Origin of the sequence: Salmonella sp. SJTUF15581, from assembly GCF_043356775.1 — a bacterium.
In the GTDB taxonomy this organism is placed as follows: domain Bacteria; phylum Pseudomonadota; class Gammaproteobacteria; order Enterobacterales; family Enterobacteriaceae; genus Salmonella; species Salmonella enterica.
Map to the genome: position 1 here is coordinate 476,254 of NZ_JBEUJY010000002.1, position 16,119 is coordinate 492,372.

Genomic DNA, 16,119 nt, shown 5'->3' on the forward strand with positions numbered 1-16,119 from the left:
AGCATAATTCAAACGGCTACCAGCCACTTCCGCCAGCTTGCCTGCACCAGTGCGCGCTCTTTGCTAAAACACGTCTGTGCCACATGACCGGGAAGCTCCTGCAACGCCAGGTGGTGCAGTTCATCACGCAGTGTGGTGTAGGCTACCGTCAGCGCCTGCGCCTCGTGTTCATCCATAATGCCGTTTTGCGCCAGAAGCTCCAGGATGCGCACGTTATCAGACCAGCGCGTTAATTTAGGTTTTTCATGAGCGTAGCGCAGTACCAGATATTGCGCGATAAACTCAATATCCGTAATACCGCCTTCATCAGCTTTAATATCAAAACGATCGCGATGCTTATTGCCGAGATGCGCCCGCATTTTCTCGCGCATTTCACGCACTTCAGTCTGCAATGTCTTGCCGTCGCGCGCCGTCGTCATGATAGTGCGGCGTACCGCATCAAACTGTGAGGTAAGCTGCGGGTCGCCATATACCACGCGAGCGCGTACCAACGCCTGATGTTCCCAAGTCCAGGCTTCATGCTGCTGATAATCGGCAAACGCGTCCGCTGAAGTCACCAGCATTCCCGCCGCGCCAGAGGGGCGTAGACGCGCATCCACCTCATACAAAATGCCGGAGGAGGTGCGCGTACTGAACAGATGCATAATGCGCTGCGCCAGGCGCAGATAAAACTGCCGCCCGTCGATTTCGCGTTCGCCGTTGGTCATGACGTCCATCGGACAGTCATGCAGGAAGATGAGATCCAAATCGGAACTGTAGCCCAGCTCCCATCCGCCCAACTTGCCATAACCGACAACCGCAAACCCCCGCCCCTGGCGCTCGTCCAGATGCGCTGGCTGACCATAACGCGCAACCATTTGCGTCCACGCCTGCTGCACCACAGCATCAATCATCGCCTCCGCCAGCCATGTGAGGTGATCGCTCACTTTCATCACCGGCAGCGTACCGGCAATATCCGCCGCCGCAATCCGCAAAAGCTGTGCCTGTTTAAACTGGCGTAATGCCTCCAGTTGTTGTTCTTCGTCTTCTTCCGGCACGCGCAGTAAATATTGGCGTAATTCGTCGCGGTAAGCGTCGGTAGCCGTCGGCTGATAAAGCGTGCCGGGGTCGAGCAGTTCATCAAGCAACAACGGATAACGCGCCAGTTGGCTCGCTATCATTGGCGAAGCGGCGCAGAGCATAATCAGGTGTTTCAGCGCGCCGGGAAATTCGCTCAGCAGCTCCAGATAGGTGGTGCGAGTGACAATCCCCGCCAGCAACGGCGTTATCCGCGATAGCGTAACAGCGGCGTCTTCGCGAGAGCAGACATCAGCAAGCAGGTGCGGCATCAGTTGGTCCAGCACTTGCCGCCCGCGCGGGCCGATAGGGCGTTTATCCAGTTCCTTACGGAAGTCAGCGATGAGGGTCAGAACTTGTCGCCGATCCTCATCGGCTAAATGCGCCAGCACTGGCGTCGAATCATCCTCCTGTAGCGCATCCTGCCATACTTCACGCCACGGCTCTGAACGCTCTTCTTCTTGCGGGGTATCGGCTTCATCATCGCCAATTAATTCGTTGAATACGCGGCGTACATTAGCCATATGATCCGTCAGTTTGCCAACAAGCTGCGGCCAGTTCTCCGCCTTCATTCCCCAGGCCAGCCGCGCCCGATTCAGATCGTCGGCAGGCAACGTTTGCGTCTGTTCGTCATTGATGCTTTGCAGCAGATTCTCCAGACGACGTAGAAAAAGATAGGCCACGCGCAGTTGCGCCACGTCATTCTCAGGCAGCAAATGCAGCGCAGCGATAGCATCCAGCGTTGGCAGTAACGAACGCGACTGTAGCGACGGCTCGCGTCCGCCGCGGATGAGCTGGAATACCTGCACGATAAACTCAATTTCCCGAATACCGCCCGCGCCAAGTTTAATGTTGTCCTTCAAACCGCGGCGTCGCACTTCGCGGGCGATCATCCCTTTCATATTACGTAGCGACTGGATGACGCTGAAATCGATATATCGGCGGAAAACGAAAGGCCGCAGCATGGCGCGTAATTCACGAGACCAGGCGTCGTCGTTATCGCCCATTAGCCGCGCTTTCACCATGGCGTAGCGTTCCCAGTCGCGTCCTTGCTCCTGATAGTAATCCTCCAGCGCGGCAAAACTCAGTACCAGCGGGCCGCTGTCGCCAAACGGTCGCAGGCGCATGTCCACCCGATAGACAAAACCATCCATTGTGGGCTGATCCAGCGCTTTGATCAGCCGCTGCCCGAGACGCGTAAAAAACTGGGCGTTATCGAGTTCACGACGCCCGCCCCGGGTCTCGCCATGTTCCGGCCAGGCGAAAATCAGATCGATATCAGACGAAAAATTCAGTTCGCCGCCGCCCAGCTTGCCCATGCCTAAAATCAACAGCGGCTGCGGAACGCCCTGCGGGTTACAGGGGGTTCCCCATTCGCGGCAACAGGCGGCATACAGCCAGTCGCGCGCCCCCACAATGAGCGTCTCCGCCAGATGGCTCAACTGTTGTAAAATAGTCTCATCGTCCACCAGCGACAGCGTCTGCGCCCAGGCGATGCGTACCATGATGCGACGACGAAAAAGCCTCAGTTCACGCATCAGCGAGGCGTCGTCACAGACACCTGCCAACGCCTCCTGTAACCAGCCAGCATAATGTCGCCATTCATCAGCCTGCGGCGATGCGGATTCCAGTTCGGCAAGCCACTCCGGATGCGCTATCACGCTATCCAGCGCAAAATCGCTAAATGTAAGTACTGACTTCGCCTGCACGCTAAGCGATGTCTCAGTAAATCCTTCTGGTAGGCGCTCAACAACGGTCTGCCAGTACTGCGATAAGGGTGAAGAGAGCGGCGTCATTTAGGGGATATCCTTTAAATAATGCCGGATGGCGGCATTTCGCCTGACCCGGCCTACAAGTCCGCATACCGTAAGCCTGATAAGCGCAGCGTCATCAGGCGCTTTCTACGGTTCTGATTATCGTTTTCCGCTGTGCAACCAGAACGGCTGCTGGTTAATGGCCTCATTACGGAAATGTTCAATTTCAATACGTTGCCCGGTAATAATGGCGTGACGCAATCCCTGCCAGTTCTCCAGCCATGCCTGCGCGACCATCGCATCATAATACCCGGCCAGCAGTAAAACGCTGTCGATATCGCGAGTCAAACGCGGCAACTGGTCGCGATACTTATCACCCAGCGGTTGTCCAAAAACTTTTTTTAATTCAGCAGCATGACGAGAAAGATGAATGTCGGCGAAACGCTTAAAAGAATCGGCCATTTTGGCCTGCGCCTTCGCGTCCAGAAATGGCTGCCAGGCTTTCGTCACCAGCCATTCCGTCAATGCCAGTTTCGCCATCGCCGTTTGCGTACTATAAACGGCTGTGACGGCGGACACCGCGGATGTCATCGTCGCTTCCGCCTGGGTAAGTAGATCACGTAAGTGAGCGCTCGCTTTACGCGGAACAATGCCCCCAAAAAGCATTAAGGCATGGCGCACGAATCCCATAGCATCCAGCACGTGTTCTTTCGCCGACTCGTCGCCGCGCAGCCAGAGCTCTTCATGGTACTGCCACTGTGACAACGCCAGATCCAGCGAGGCCTCCAGCCCTTGCTCTACCGTGGCTTTCGCGGCGGTCCGCAGAATTGCCGTTGGTGTATTCTCTCGCGGCGCATTCCCCTGCGCCAGGTGATAACCTCGCGCCGCCTTACTCAGACTGCCCTGACGCAAACCGGTTAGCGACAGCAGTTGCTTCGCCAGTTTTAACACGGCGCGCGTATCGCCGCGAAGCAACTCAAGCTCCAGCTCACAAATCGGTTCGGCAAACTCGCCCGCTTTTACGTCGCCGAGATCGAGCGCAATTTCAATCCTGCTGCCGTCAACGTCCAGACACCATTTTTCCCGGTAAAAATCGGTACTGAACAGCGGCTGTACGCTTGATGCCAGGCCGGCGGGCAGGTTGCCATCCGGCCAGACCTCCGCCGGAAGTTGCGTCAGATCCAGCACGGGTTCGCTTAGCGCGACATTGTATTCGGGTCGCTGGTGCAGCCCGCCCGTTACCCGGCCGGCAATTTTCATGGTCATTTCATAGCGCCCATTTTCACCACGAATACGCAGCCCCATATCATGGCGGCGTAGCCAGTTATCAGGCGTTTCGAAGTAGATATTCAGCAACTGGCTGGGCGCATGATGCTCGCCGCCGAGCGTATGAAGATGATTTCGCAGCGCATCTACGGCGTCGTGATTGACGATAAACTTTAATTCGATTTCCTGAGCCATGGCCTTGTACTTATGGGTTATGTCACATCTGGGAAGATTCTTGGCGAACTTACCCGCATTATTTTTGTCAGTAGATAGTATTTTGCGCCAAATTGCCATGCAACGAGCAATTTGACGGGCGTAAAAGTTTGACGTAGCGGCAAAGGCGACACAGATGATTCCGATTGATGTCGACTACTTTGCGTAGCGACACTGATGCCGTTACTATCGTTCCACTTTCTCTGACAATAACGACAGCCTGATGCCAAAATTACGCCTGATTGGACTAACTTTACTTGCGCTTAGCGCCACCGCCGTCTCTCATGCTGAAGAGACGCGTTACGTTTCTGATGAACTGAATACCTGGGTCCGCAGCGGTCCGGGAGATAATTATCGCCTTGTGGGTACCGTCAACGCCGGCGAGGAAGTCACGCTCTTACAGAGCGATGCCAACTATGGTCAAATTAAAGACAGTTCTGGTCGTACTGCCTGGATACCGTTAAAAGAACTGAATACTACGCCAAGCCTGCGTACCCGCGTGCCGGATCTGGAAAATCAGGTCAAAACGTTGACCGATAAACTCAACAATATTGATACCACGTGGAATCAGCGCACCGCCGATATGCAGCAGAAAGTGGCGCAAAGCGACAGCGTCATCAACGGGCTAAAAGAAGAGAACCAGAAGCTGAAAAACGAGCTGATTGTCGCGCAGAAAAAAGTGAGCGCCGCGAATCTGCAGCTGGATGACAAACAGCGCACCATTATTATGCAGTGGTTTATGTATGGCGGCGGCGTATTGGGTATTGGCTTGCTGTTAGGGCTGGTGCTGCCGCATATGATCCCAAGCCGTAAACGCAAAGACCGCTGGATGAACTAAATCGCCTTCTCTGCGGCACTGTCTTATCATTAGAGGATGATCGTTTTTAAAAGGAAAGTGGCGTGAAGATTTATCTGGTCGGTGGTGCGGTTCGGGATGCGTTGTTAGGGCTACCGGTTAAAGATAAAGATTGGGTCGTTGTCGGCGCCACGCCGCAGGAGATGCTTGATGCGGGCTACCAGCAGGTAGGCCGTGATTTTCCTGTGTTTCTCCATCCGCAAACTCACGAAGAATACGCGCTGGCGCGTACCGAGCGTAAATCCGGTTCCGGCTACACGGGTTTCACCTGCTATGCCGCGCCGGACGTTACCCTGGAAGCCGACCTCCAGCGTCGCGATCTGACCATTAATGCTCTGGCGCGCGACGATGATGGCCAGATTATCGACCCTTACCACGGGCGCCGGGATCTGGAGGCGCGTCTACTGCGCCATGTCTCTCCCGCGTTTGGCGAAGATCCCTTGCGCGTATTGCGCGTGGCGCGTTTTGCTGCCCGTTACGCCCATCTTAGTTTCCGTATCGCCGATGAAACACTGGCGCTAATGCGCGAAATGACCGCGGCAGGCGAGCTGGAACATCTGACGCCGGAACGGGTATGGAAAGAGACGGAAAATGCGCTTACCACCCGCAATCCGCAGGTTTACTTCCAGGTATTGCGCGACTGCGGCGCCCTGCGCGTCCTGTTTCCGGAAATCGACGCCCTGTTTGGCGTGCCCGCGCCGGCAAAGTGGCATCCGGAAATTGATACCGGAGTTCATACGCTGATGACGTTGTCGATGGCCGCTATGCTCAGTCCGCAGCTTGATGTCCGTTTCGCCACGCTTTGTCATGATCTGGGCAAAGGCTTAACGCCGAAAAACCTCTGGCCGCGCCATCATGGCCACGGCCCGGCGGGCGTGAAACTGGTCGAACAGTTATGCCAGCGTTTGCGCGTCCCCAATGACCTGCGTGATTTAGCTAAACTGGTCGCCGAATACCACGATCTGATCCACACCTTTCCGATACTCCAGCCGAAAACGATCGTTAAGCTGTTTGACGCCATTGATGCATGGCGTAAACCGCAGCGCGTCGAGCAGATTGCGCTGACCAGCGAAGCCGATGTCCGTGGACGTACCGGATTTGAAGCGTCGGATTACCCGCAGGGGCGCTGGCTGCGCGAAGCCTGGCAGGTGGCGCAGGCGGTACCGACGAAAGAGGTGGTGGAGGCCGGATTTAAGGGCATTGAGATTCGCGAGGAGCTGACGAAGCGACGAATTGCAGCGGTCGCCAACTGGAAAGAGAAGCGCTGCCCGAACCCCGCCAGCTAAACGCCATCCGGCACGATAAATTGCCTGATGGCGCTGCGCTTATCAGACCGGCAAAACAGTTAGGCCGGACAAGGCGGTACGCCGCCATCCGGCACGGTCAATCATCAGAAGAAGACAACGTAAACGGCAGCCGCCACCACAAAGCGGTAAATCGCAAACGGAATAAATGAGATACGCTTAATCAGTTGCAGGAAGGTCTTGATGGCGATCAGTGCCACCACAAACGCCGTCACAAAGCCCACCGCGAACATTGGAATATCCGCTGCGGTCAGGAATGACCAACTTTTGTAGAGATCCAGAACCGTTGCGCCCATCATCATCGGCACAGCCAGTAAGAACGAGAACTCAGAGGCGGCGTAACGGCTGACGCCCATCAGCATCCCACCGGAAATGGTCGCTCCGGAACGCGAGAAGCCCGGCCACAGCGCCAGACACTGGAAACAGCCAATCATAAAAGCCTGACGATACGTCATATCATCCAGCCCCGGCGCGCGCGGTTCTTTCGGCTTCAGGCACTCGGCGGCAATCAGCAACAGACCGCCTACCACCAGCGCGTACATCACGTTAATCGGGTTAAATAGCGACTTGATCGTGTCATGAAAGACTAACCCCAGCACCACCGCCGGAATCATGCCCAGCAGGATGTGAATCAACGTTAATCGACCTTTACTTTCACCTTCACGCTGTAGCGGGCGGCCAAAGTGAATACCGATGAGGCCAAACAACCGCCGCCAGAACATCACCACGACCGCCAGAATAGATCCAAGTTGAATCACCACTTCGAATGTCTTGGCCGTATCGCCTTCAAACCCCAGCAGATGACCCACAATAATCATATGGCCCGTGCTGGATACCGGCAAAAACTCCGTCAATCCTTCGACCACACCCAAAATTGCCGCTATCAGCAGCGAGTGCATATCGCTCATCAATAAACCCCTAAAATGAAAAACACTGCAAAAATGGATCTCGCGTTAAGACCCCATATATAACCGTTTGGTTTAAAAAATATAAAATTATTTATTTTTATTTCAGATTATTGCCACGCTCAATAATTACCCCTACGTTCGCCGCGCGCGCGACGGCGCCAGGCTTGCTCAGTTTGATGCGAACCCACGGAGAATTGAATCGGCTAAGCAGCAGATCCGCCACCTCTTCCGCCACGCGCTCGACCAGAGCAAAACGCCCGCCTTCGACATGATTTATCACCGTGTCGGCGATATCCGCATAACTTAGACAATCTGCGACATCATCGCTTTTCGCCGACTTACGGTTATCCCACGCCATTTCGATATCGAACACCAGTTTTTGCTCGATAGTCTGTTCCCAGTCGTAAACACCGATAGTGGTGATTACCGAAAGTTGCTCTATAAATACAATATCCATCACGACCTGCCTGCTTTTTGGCTAACCCGGATACCACTTCCGGCGAAATGTGCGTATTATCCACAGAAATAGTAAATAAAACGACACTTTCAATACGGAACAGCTTATGAGTGCAATCGCGCCTGGAATGATCCTCTTCGCGTACCTCTGCGGCTCAATTTCCAGTGCCATTCTGGTTTGCCGCATCGCCGGGCTGCCCGATCCGCGAGAAAGCGGCTCCGGCAACCCGGGCGCGACGAACGTATTACGAATCGGTGGCAAGGGAGCGGCTGTCGCGGTACTTATTTTTGACATCCTTAAAGGCATGTTGCCCGTCTGGGGCGCGTATGCGTTAGGCGTTACCCCTTTCTGGCTGGGGCTTATCGCTATCGCCGCCTGTCTGGGGCATATCTGGCCGGTCTTTTTTGGCTTTAAAGGCGGGAAAGGCGTAGCAACCGCGTTTGGCGCCATTGCGCCCATCGGCTGGGATTTAACCGGCGTCATGGCTGGCACCTGGCTGCTGACGGTCCTGTTAAGCGGTTATTCATCGTTAGGGGCGATTGTCAGCGCCTTGATTGCGCCGTTTTACGTCTGGTGGTTTAAACCGCAGTTCACCTTCCCGGTATCGATGCTGTCATGTCTCATTTTGCTGCGCCATCATGACAACATCCAGCGTCTGTGGCGTCGCCAGGAGACGAAAATCTGGACGAAGCTGAAAAAGAAACGCCAGAAAGATTGAGCTGGAACTGCGTCTGGAAGAGGGCCTCAACCGTCTGGGGATCGGCTCACAAGGGTTGACCGGCAATAGCTTGGTGATGGGCGTACATATCGAATCCGCCGCGCGTCACCCTTCCACCATTGGCGTGGTTAGGCGCGATTTTCGGCCTGATCTTCCTGGTGCTGCTGATCGTCACCGGGCTGTTGTGGATGCCCGTCGTTTTGCTGTAAACCCGTTGGGGCGGCATGATGTCGCCCCCCTTTTTCCGCTTTTACGCCGCCGGCAGCTCGGCCAGCGGCCAGCGCGGACGTACCGTTACGCCAAGATCCGCCGTAACGCCCGCCTTAAACCGCACCATTCCGGCATAGGCGATCATCGCCCCGTTGTCAGTACAAAACTCCGGGCGCGCATAGAACACTTCGCCGCGGCGTTTTTGCATCATTTCGGCAAGCTTCGCGCGCAGCGTGCGGTTAGCGCTGACGCCGCCCGCCATGACCAGACGCTTAAAACCGGTGCTTTCCAGCGCGCGCTTGCACTTGATCATCAGCGTATCCACGACCGCATCTTCAAAAGCGCGCGCGATATCAGCGCGAGTTTGTTCGTCGCCGCCATTACTACGAATGGTGTTAGCGGCAAAGGTTTTCAGACCGGAAAAACTAAAATCCAGCCCCGGACGATCGGTCATCGGGCGCGGAAAGACAAAACGTCCCGCCGTCCCCTGCGACGCCATTTTCGACAGCATCGGGCCACCAGGATAATCCAGCCCCAACAATTTGGCAGTTTTATCAAACGCTTCGCCGGCGGCATCGTCAATCGACTCGCCCAGCAGTTCGTACTGACCAATTCCGGTCACGCTAATGAGCTGCGTATGTCCGCCGGAGACCAGCAGCGCCACAAACGGGAAATCCGGGGGATTATCTTCCAGCATCGGCGCCAGCAGATGCCCTTCCATATGGTGTACAGGAATGGCCGGCACATTCCAGGCAAATGCCAGCGAACGCCCGACGGTTGCGCCGACCAGCAGCGCGCCGACCAGGCCCGGGCCTGCGGTATAGGCCACCGCGTCGATATCGCTCGCCGTCAGACCGGCTTCTTTTAATGCAGCCTGAATCAGCGGCACGGTTTTACGCACATGATCGCGGGAAGCCAGTTCAGGCACTACGCCGCCGTAGTCAGCATGTAATTTCACCTGACTATACAATTGGTTGGCTAACAGACCTTTTTTGTCGTCGTAAATAGCGATGCCGGTTTCATCGCAGGATGTTTCAATACCCAGTACACGCATGACTTGTTTTACCTCGCTCTAATACCGCGCAGTGTAGGTCGAATGCGGGTGGATGTATACCCTCAGTCCCGACTTCGTGTATACTCCCTCCCCTTATAAAAGTCCCTTTCAAAAAAGGCCGCGGTGCTTTACAAAGCAGCAGCAATTGCAGTAAAATTCCGCACCATTTTGAAATAAGCTGGCGTTGATGCCAGCGGCAAACCGAATTAATCAAAGGTGAGAGGCACATGCCGGTAATTAAAGTACGTGAAAACGAGCCGTTCGACGTAGCTCTGCGTCGCTTCAAGCGTTCCTGCGAAAAAGCAGGTGTTCTGGCGGAAGTTCGTCGTCGTGAGTTCTATGAAAAACCGACGACCGAACGTAAGCGCGCTAAAGCTTCTGCAGTGAAACGTCACGCGAAGAAACTGGCTCGCGAAAACGCACGCCGTACTCGTCTGTACTAATCTTTTGAGAGCGGGCTGCTCTCAATTCAGATCGAGTTGTAGTTGTAAGGCCGTGCTTCCGAAAGGAATGCGCGGCTTGTTTTCGTTTATGCATTAGCATATACACAAAATCATTCATGCTGCGTCCAGGCGGCAAGAGAGCAAGTCCCCGGCGCTTACGCAAGTCAGCGACAGGGGTGAGCGAACGTAGCCAACACTACGGCAGCCTGAAGAATGACGTGTATAAAAGGGGCATATGGCTGGACGAATCCCACGCGTATTCATTAATGACCTGCTGGCGAGAACCGATATCGTCGATCTGATCGACGTGCGCATAAAACTCAAGAAACAGGGCAAGAACTATCACGCGTGTTGTCCATTCCATAATGAGAAAACCCCTTCTTTCACCGTAAACGGTGAAAAACAGTTTTATCACTGCTTTGGATGCGGCGCGCATGGCAATGCGATCGACTTTTTGATGAATTACGACAAGCTCGAATTTGTCGAAACCGTCGAAGAATTAGCGGCCATGCATAACCTGGAAATTCCCTATGAAGCAGGCACCGGGCTTAGCCAGATAGAGCGCCATCAACGGCAAAACCTCTATCAGTTGATGAATGGTCTGAATGACTTTTATCAGCAGTCGCTTACCCATCCTGCGGCAAAACCTGCGCGTGACTATCTGCAAAAGCGCGGTCTGAGCGCTGAAATTATTCAGCGTTTCGCCATTGGCTTCGCGCCGCCAGGTTGGGATAACGCGTTAAAGCGCTTCGGTAATAACAGCGATAACAAGGCATTGTTGCTGGATGCCGGAATGCTGGTCAATAACGAGCAGGGCAGCACTTACGATCGTTTCCGTAATCGGGTCATGTTCCCTATTCGGGACAAACGCGGCAGGGTGATTGGTTTTGGCGGTCGAGTTCTGGGGAACGACACGCCGAAATACCTTAACTCTCCGGAAACGGACATTTTCCATAAAGGCCGCCAGCTATATGGTCTTTATGAGGCTCAGCAATATAGTGCTGAACCGCAACGCTTGCTTGTGGTCGAAGGTTATATGGATGTCGTCGCACTAGCGCAATACGACATTAACTATGCGGTTGCTTCGCTGGGTACCTCAACCACGGCAGACCATATGCATATGTTATTCCGGGCGACGAACAACGTGATTTGCTGTTACGACGGCGACCGGGCTGGCCGTGATGCCGCCTGGAGAGCGCTGGAAACAGCAATGCCTTATATGACCGACGGTCGGCAGGTACGCTTTATGTTTTTACCTGACGGCGAAGACCCGGATACGCTGGTGCGTAAAGAAGGCAAGGCGGCTTTTGAAGCGCGGATGGAGCAGGCGCAGCCGCTCTCTACGTTTCTGTTTAATAGCCTCCTGCCGCAGGTGGATTTAAGCTCGCCGGATGGCAGCACGCAGTTAGCCGCGCTGGCGCTGCCGCTCATTAATCAGGTGCCTGGCGACGCGCACCGTATTCAGCTGCGCCAGACGTTGGGGCTGAAGTTAGGCATTTTCGATGATAGTCAGCTTGATCGTTTAGTGCCAAAACAGGCGGAAAGCGGCGTTTCCCGCCCGGCTCCGCAGCTAAAACGCACGACCATGCGTATACTGATAGGATTACTGGTGCAAAATCCGGATCTCGCGCCGTTAGTGCCGCCCTTAGACGCGCTGGATCAGAATAAGCTGCCTGGACTTGGCTTATTTAAAGAATTGGTCAAAACTTGTTTGGCTCAGCCAGGTCTTACTACCGGACAACTTCTGGAACTCTACCGTGGCACAAATGATGCTGCGACCCTTGAAAAATTATCGATGTGGGACGATATAGCAGATAAGGCGATTGCCGAAAAAACCTTTACCGACTCACTCAACCATATGTTTGATTCGCTGCTGCAACTGCGACAAGAAGAGCTGATCGCTCGCGATCGCACTCACGGTTTAAGCAGCGAAGAACGCCGAGAGCTCTGGACGTTAAACCAGGAGCTGGCCAGAAAATGAATTTAACGGCTTAAATGCCGCATATCGATCGGGAAGCCCCCGACAGCCGCAGTGAGAGGCAGCGGCCAAAATATAAGTATGCCCTCGCTTTAAATGTCGACAGCTATACCGTCGACACCAATCAAACGAATAAGTGTGGATACCGTCTTATGGAGCAAAACCCGCAGTCACAGCTGAAACTTCTTGTCACCCGTGGTAAGGAGCAAGGCTATCTGACCTATGCTGAGGTCAATGACCATCTGCCGGAAGATATCGTCGATTCAGATCAAATTGAAGATATCATCCAAATGATCAACGACATGGGTATTCAGGTAATGGAAGAAGCGCCTGATGCCGATGATCTGCTGCTGGCTGAAAATACCACCAGCACCGATGAAGATGCGGAAGAAGCTGCTGCACAAGTTCTGTCCAGTGTTGAGTCTGAAATCGGTCGTACGACTGACCCGGTACGCATGTATATGCGTGAAATGGGCACTGTTGAACTGTTGACCCGGGAAGGCGAAATCGACATCGCTAAACGTATCGAAGACGGGATCAACCAGGTTCAATGCTCCGTTGCCGAATACCCGGAAGCCATTACCTATCTGCTGGAACAGTACGATCGCGTTGAGGCTGAAGAGGCTCGTTTGTCCGATCTTATCACCGGCTTTGTCGATCCGAACGCGGAAGAAGAGATGGCGCCGACCGCAACTCACGTCGGTTCTGAACTCTCCCAGGAAGACCTGGATGATGACGAAGACGAAGATGAAGAAGACGGCGACGATGACGCAGCCGATGACGACAACAGCATTGACCCTGAACTGGCACGCGAAAAATTCGCTGAACTGCGCGCGCAATACGTCGTTACGCGCGACACCATCAAAGCGAAAGGCCGCAGCCATGCTGCCGCGCAGGAAGAGATTCTGAAGCTGTCTGAAGTGTTCAAACAGTTCCGTCTGGTACCGAAGCAATTCGACTATCTGGTCAACAGTATGCGCGTGATGATGGATCGCGTGCGTACTCAGGAACGTCTGATCATGAAGCTCTGCGTCGAGCAGTGCAAAATGCCGAAGAAGAACTTTATCACGCTGTTTACCGGTAACGAAACCAGCGAAACCTGGTTCAACGCCGCTATCGCGATGAACAAACCGTGGTCGGAAAAACTGCACGATGTCGCGGAAGAAGTGCAACGCTGTCTGCAAAAACTGCGGCAGATTGAAGAAGAGACCGGTCTGACCATCGAACAGGTGAAAGACATCAACCGTCGCATGTCCATCGGGGAAGCGAAAGCCCGCCGTGCGAAGAAAGAGATGGTTGAAGCGAACTTGCGTCTGGTTATTTCTATCGCCAAGAAATACACCAACCGTGGCTTGCAGTTCCTTGACCTGATTCAGGAAGGCAACATCGGCCTGATGAAAGCGGTAGATAAGTTCGAATACCGTCGCGGTTACAAGTTCTCCACCTACGCAACCTGGTGGATCCGTCAGGCGATCACCCGTTCTATCGCGGATCAGGCGCGCACCATCCGTATTCCGGTGCATATGATTGAGACCATCAACAAGCTCAACCGTATTTCTCGCCAGATGCTGCAAGAGATGGGCCGCGAGCCAACGCCGGAAGAGCTGGCTGAACGGATGCTGATGCCGGAAGATAAAATTCGTAAGGTGCTGAAGATTGCCAAAGAGCCAATCTCCATGGAAACGCCGATCGGCGACGATGAAGATTCGCATCTGGGTGATTTCATCGAGGATACCACCCTCGAGCTGCCGCTGGACTCTGCCACGACCGAGAGCCTGCGTGCCGCCACTCACGACGTTTTGGCTGGCCTGACCGCTCGTGAAGCGAAAGTGCTGCGTATGCGTTTCGGTATCGATATGAACACCGACCACACGCTGGAAGAAGTGGGTAAACAGTTCGATGTTACCCGCGAACGTATCCGTCAGATCGAAGCGAAGGCGCTGCGTAAACTGCGCCACCCGAGCCGTTCTGAAGTGCTGCGCAGCTTCCTCGACGATTAATTCGCCGCACAGGTATAAACGCCGCCGCAAGGCGGCGTTTTTTTATCAGGCCATGCGCAAGCGCCCTATTTGGCCTGCAGAATTTCTACACAGCGCGAGTATTCGCGCCCTCATTCCCCATTGCTATAGCCCACGCATAATGAGCGCTTGATCCAGTTCGCGATAGGCCTCGACCAGTTTTTCCGTTTTAATTCGGTTTAAGCCGCTGGGATTCGGCAACACCCACACCATCGTCGCGCCAATGGCGATCTTTTGTTTACCCCAGGCGATACCGCGCTGGCTGAATCCCTGTTCAAAAGCCTGTTTACCAAGCACCGCCAGCGCCGCGGGCTGATAGTCCTCTATCTTTTCAATCAGGTTGCGTCCGCCGCTACGTAATTCATGCAACTTCACCTCAGTCGCTTGTACCGTCGGTCGGTCGACGAGTTTCGTTACCCCGCAGCGAAAATCCAGTAATTTTTCCGCCTCTTCCGGTTTCAACTGTCGATCGGTGAAACCGGCCAAATGAATAACTTTCCAAAAACGATTCGCGGGATGCGCAAACGGAAAGCCGGTATTCGCCGAGGAGAGTCCCGGATTGATGCCGCAAAAAACCACCCGTAGCCCTGGCGCCAGTATGTCCTTAACCATTATTACTCCTGAGCAATACAACGTTCTTTAAGTATAACGGGTTGAAAACACATTGTTTATAAAAACAGCACCCGCACGGTTACGGCTGGATTACAGCGTAAAGTTACATTATAATCCACCGCCACGGCCCCTTAGCTCAGTGGTTAGAGCAGGCGACTCATAATCGCTTGGTCGCTGGTTCAAGTCCAGCAGGGGCCACCAAATTTTAGCTTTAAAATCATATAATTAAGCCACTCTAAAGAGTGGCCTTTTTGTTTCTGACAGGGCTCGCCCCATACCGCTATTTACGATGCCAATAGGCTGCCGCACGTACCAGGTGTGGATCAAACCCCTTTTCAAAGCACTGACTTAAACGTTTTACCGTTTTGCCTTCGCCAGTAATCCAGATGAAATAGTCTGATTCTGGTATTGTCAGCTGCGACAGGCGCGTTTGCATTGCCTGTTCATCGCCGCCAACAACATATTCCACAGTAATGTCCGTCAAATGGGCGAGATAATCGCAGTATGCCGCATCCTGAATGCTCACCAGCGCGGTTACCGCAGGGCGCGCAGGCAGACGGCTAAGCGATTCCAGACGACGACGTAGCGCAGGCATACCGGACTCATCGCAGACATAAACCTGACAAGCATAATCTTCCGGCACCACCAGCGAACCGCGCGGCCCGCCAATCGTCAGTGTATCGCCTTCACGGGCTTCCATTGCCCAACGGCTGGCTACGACGCCATCGTGGATAAAGAAATCCAGCGCCAGCTCGCGACGCGCCTCGTCATACAGCGGCGTGTAATCCCTGGAGACCGGACGAACGCCCTCCCCACAGATAATGCCTTCCTCAGTGACTGTCGGGGGCGTAAAGTGACAGCCTGGCTCAGGGAAAAAAACTTTCGTGTGATCGTCAAAGCCCAGGGAGGTGAAACCGTCCAGCGCCTCGCCGCCAAGTACGATCCGCTGAAATCCTGCGCTAATACGTTCTACCCGCAGAACGGTCAGCTCGCGAAAACGCAGTTCATTACGAACACGCTGTGGATAGCGTGCGGATGATGTCGTCATTTTTTGCCTTCGTGAAGTAATACGATATATCTAAATTAAAGTTTTAAATGATAATGATTGTTAATCAGTAAAAATGCAACTGTTTTTTGATAGTGTTCTGGCAACACGTCGCTAACTATAACCTTAAAATAAAAACTTATAAATTAATGGCTTATAGAAACAATCGCTTTTACCCTTGCTAAAAAGCATCATTTAGATATAAATTAGATATATCTAAATAAGCA

13 protein-coding genes, 1 tRNA gene and 1 pseudogene are annotated in these 16,119 nt (G+C 53.8%); 8 read left to right on the forward strand and 7 right to left on the reverse strand.

Translation table 11 applies throughout. From position 1 onward, the window contains the following. Nucleotides 1-8: 8 nt before the first annotated feature. Nucleotides 9-2,852: a bifunctional [glutamate--ammonia ligase]-adenylyl-L-tyrosine phosphorylase/[glutamate--ammonia-ligase] adenylyltransferase gene (glnE, locus tag ABVN36_RS05815; protein WP_023138723.1), complete on the reverse strand. Its 2,844-nt coding sequence runs from the start codon at nucleotides 2,850-2,852 to the stop codon at nucleotides 9-11. 117 nt (nucleotides 2,853-2,969) lie between these two features. After that, complete coding sequence (locus ABVN36_RS05820; protein ID WP_023138722.1) at nucleotides 2,970-4,271, reverse strand: inorganic triphosphatase; 1,302 nt, start codon at nucleotides 4,269-4,271, stop codon at nucleotides 2,970-2,972. 241 nt (nucleotides 4,272-4,512) lie between these two features. Here ABVN36_RS05820 and ABVN36_RS05825 point away from each other — a divergent pair, with 241 nt between their 5' ends. Then, nucleotides 4,513-5,127, forward strand: a complete 615-nt coding sequence (locus ABVN36_RS05825; RefSeq protein ID WP_001125344.1) for a TIGR04211 family SH3 domain-containing protein — start codon at nucleotides 4,513-4,515, stop codon at nucleotides 5,125-5,127. A 62-nt stretch (nucleotides 5,128-5,189) separates the two neighbouring features. Beyond that, nucleotides 5,190-6,431, forward strand: a complete 1,242-nt coding sequence (locus tag ABVN36_RS05830; protein ID WP_000708447.1) for a multifunctional CCA addition/repair protein — start codon at nucleotides 5,190-5,192, stop codon at nucleotides 6,429-6,431. Nucleotides 6,432-6,535: 104 nt separating this feature from the next. Here ABVN36_RS05830 and bacA read toward each other — a convergent pair whose 3' ends face one another. Both bacA and folB read right to left on the reverse strand, forming a co-directional pair. After that, entirely contained in the window at nucleotides 6,536-7,357 is an 822-nt protein-coding gene (bacA, locus tag ABVN36_RS05835) for an undecaprenyl-diphosphate phosphatase (protein WP_001281933.1), read from the reverse strand. Nucleotides 7,358-7,454: 97 nt separating this feature from the next. Then, entirely contained in the window at nucleotides 7,455-7,814 is a 360-nt protein-coding gene (gene folB, locus ABVN36_RS05840; RefSeq protein WP_000355776.1) for a bifunctional dihydroneopterin aldolase/7,8-dihydroneopterin epimerase, read from the reverse strand. 106 nt (nucleotides 7,815-7,920) lie between these two features. Here folB and plsY point away from each other — a divergent pair, with 106 nt between their 5' ends. Both plsY and ABVN36_RS05850 read left to right on the forward strand, forming a co-directional pair. Further along, nucleotides 7,921-8,532, forward strand: coding sequence for a glycerol-3-phosphate 1-O-acyltransferase PlsY (gene plsY, locus ABVN36_RS05845; protein WP_001272784.1), 612 nt, complete (start codon nucleotides 7,921-7,923; stop codon nucleotides 8,530-8,532). Next, nucleotides 8,516-8,659 (forward strand): annotated as a pseudogene (locus tag ABVN36_RS05850) (fumarate hydratase); the annotation flags it as partial. The gene plsY and the pseudogene ABVN36_RS05850, both read left to right, overlap by 17 nt. 123 nt (nucleotides 8,660-8,782) lie before the next feature. Here ABVN36_RS05850 and tsaD read toward each other — a convergent pair. Beyond that, a complete protein-coding gene (tsaD, locus tag ABVN36_RS05855; RefSeq protein WP_001264390.1) occupies nucleotides 8,783-9,796 on the reverse strand; it encodes a tRNA (adenosine(37)-N6)-threonylcarbamoyltransferase complex transferase subunit TsaD in 1,014 nt (337 codons plus the stop codon). Between the two features lie 227 nt (nucleotides 9,797-10,023). On the opposite strand from tsaD, the gene rpsU reads away from it, so the two are divergent. The 3 genes from rpsU to rpoD all read left to right on the forward strand — a co-directional run bounded on the left by rpsU (nucleotide 10,024) and on the right by rpoD (nucleotide 14,217). Beyond that, the gene (rpsU, locus tag ABVN36_RS05860; RefSeq protein WP_001144069.1) at nucleotides 10,024-10,239 is read left to right on the forward strand and encodes a 30S ribosomal protein S21; all 216 of its coding nucleotides are present in this window, start codon (nucleotides 10,024-10,026) and stop codon (nucleotides 10,237-10,239) included. A gap of 235 nt (nucleotides 10,240-10,474) precedes the next feature. Then, a complete protein-coding gene (dnaG, locus tag ABVN36_RS05865) occupies nucleotides 10,475-12,220 on the forward strand; it encodes a DNA primase (RefSeq protein WP_023138721.1) in 1,746 nt (581 codons plus the stop codon). 14 nt (nucleotides 12,221-12,234) lie between these two features. Further along, nucleotides 12,235-14,217, forward strand: coding sequence for an RNA polymerase sigma factor RpoD (rpoD, locus tag ABVN36_RS05870; protein WP_001120159.1), 1,983 nt, complete (start codon nucleotides 12,235-12,237; stop codon nucleotides 14,215-14,217). 123 nt (nucleotides 14,218-14,340) lie between these two features. Here the strand turns inward: rpoD and mug are convergent, their stop codons facing one another. Continuing rightward, nucleotides 14,341-14,847 (reverse strand): G/U mismatch-specific DNA glycosylase, encoded by a 507-nt coding sequence (mug, locus tag ABVN36_RS05875; RefSeq protein WP_000237776.1) that lies wholly within the window; start codon nucleotides 14,845-14,847, stop codon nucleotides 14,341-14,343. Nucleotides 14,848-14,972: 125 nt separating this feature from the next. Here mug and ABVN36_RS05880 point away from each other — a divergent pair. Next, nucleotides 14,973-15,048, forward strand: a tRNA-Ile gene (locus ABVN36_RS05880). A 79-nt stretch (nucleotides 15,049-15,127) separates the two neighbouring features. On the opposite strand, the gene ABVN36_RS05885 is transcribed toward ABVN36_RS05880, so the two are convergent. Further along, nucleotides 15,128-15,895 carry a siderophore-interacting protein gene (locus ABVN36_RS05885; RefSeq protein ID WP_023138720.1) on the reverse strand — a complete coding sequence of 256 codons (768 nt, stop codon included), beginning with the start codon at nucleotides 15,893-15,895 and terminating at the stop codon, nucleotides 15,128-15,130. Between the last annotated feature and the right edge of the window lie 224 nt (nucleotides 15,896-16,119).

Bases quoted from the DNA above. Each gene is read 5' to 3' on its own strand.
- mug (WP_000237776.1), bottom strand. From the start codon at position 14,847: ATGGTTAAGGACATACTGGCGCCAGGGCTACGGGTGGTTTTTTGCGGC.
- bacA (WP_001281933.1), bottom strand. From the start codon at position 7,357: ATGAGCGATATGCACTCGCTGCTGATAGCGGCAATTTTGGGTGTGGTC.
- ABVN36_RS05820 (WP_023138722.1), bottom strand. From the start codon at position 4,271: ATGGCTCAGGAAATCGAATTAAAGTTTATCGTCAATCACGACGCCGTA.
- glnE (WP_023138723.1), bottom strand. From the start codon at position 2,852: ATGACGCCGCTCTCTTCACCCTTATCGCAGTACTGGCAGACCGTTGTT.
- ABVN36_RS05885 (WP_023138720.1), bottom strand. From the start codon at position 15,895: ATGACGACATCATCCGCACGCTATCCACAGCGTGTTCGTAATGAACTG.
- ABVN36_RS05825 (WP_001125344.1), top strand. From the start codon at position 4,513: ATGCCAAAATTACGCCTGATTGGACTAACTTTACTTGCGCTTAGCGCC.
- folB (WP_000355776.1), bottom strand. From the start codon at position 7,814: ATGGATATTGTATTTATAGAGCAACTTTCGGTAATCACCACTATCGGT.
- rpoD (WP_001120159.1), top strand. From the start codon at position 12,235: ATGCCGCATATCGATCGGGAAGCCCCCGACAGCCGCAGTGAGAGGCAG.
- plsY (WP_001272784.1), top strand. From the start codon at position 7,921: ATGAGTGCAATCGCGCCTGGAATGATCCTCTTCGCGTACCTCTGCGGC.
- tsaD (WP_001264390.1), bottom strand. From the start codon at position 9,796: ATGCGTGTACTGGGTATTGAAACATCCTGCGATGAAACCGGCATCGCT.
- dnaG (WP_023138721.1), top strand. From the start codon at position 10,475: ATGGCTGGACGAATCCCACGCGTATTCATTAATGACCTGCTGGCGAGA.
- rpsU (WP_001144069.1), top strand. From the start codon at position 10,024: ATGCCGGTAATTAAAGTACGTGAAAACGAGCCGTTCGACGTAGCTCTG.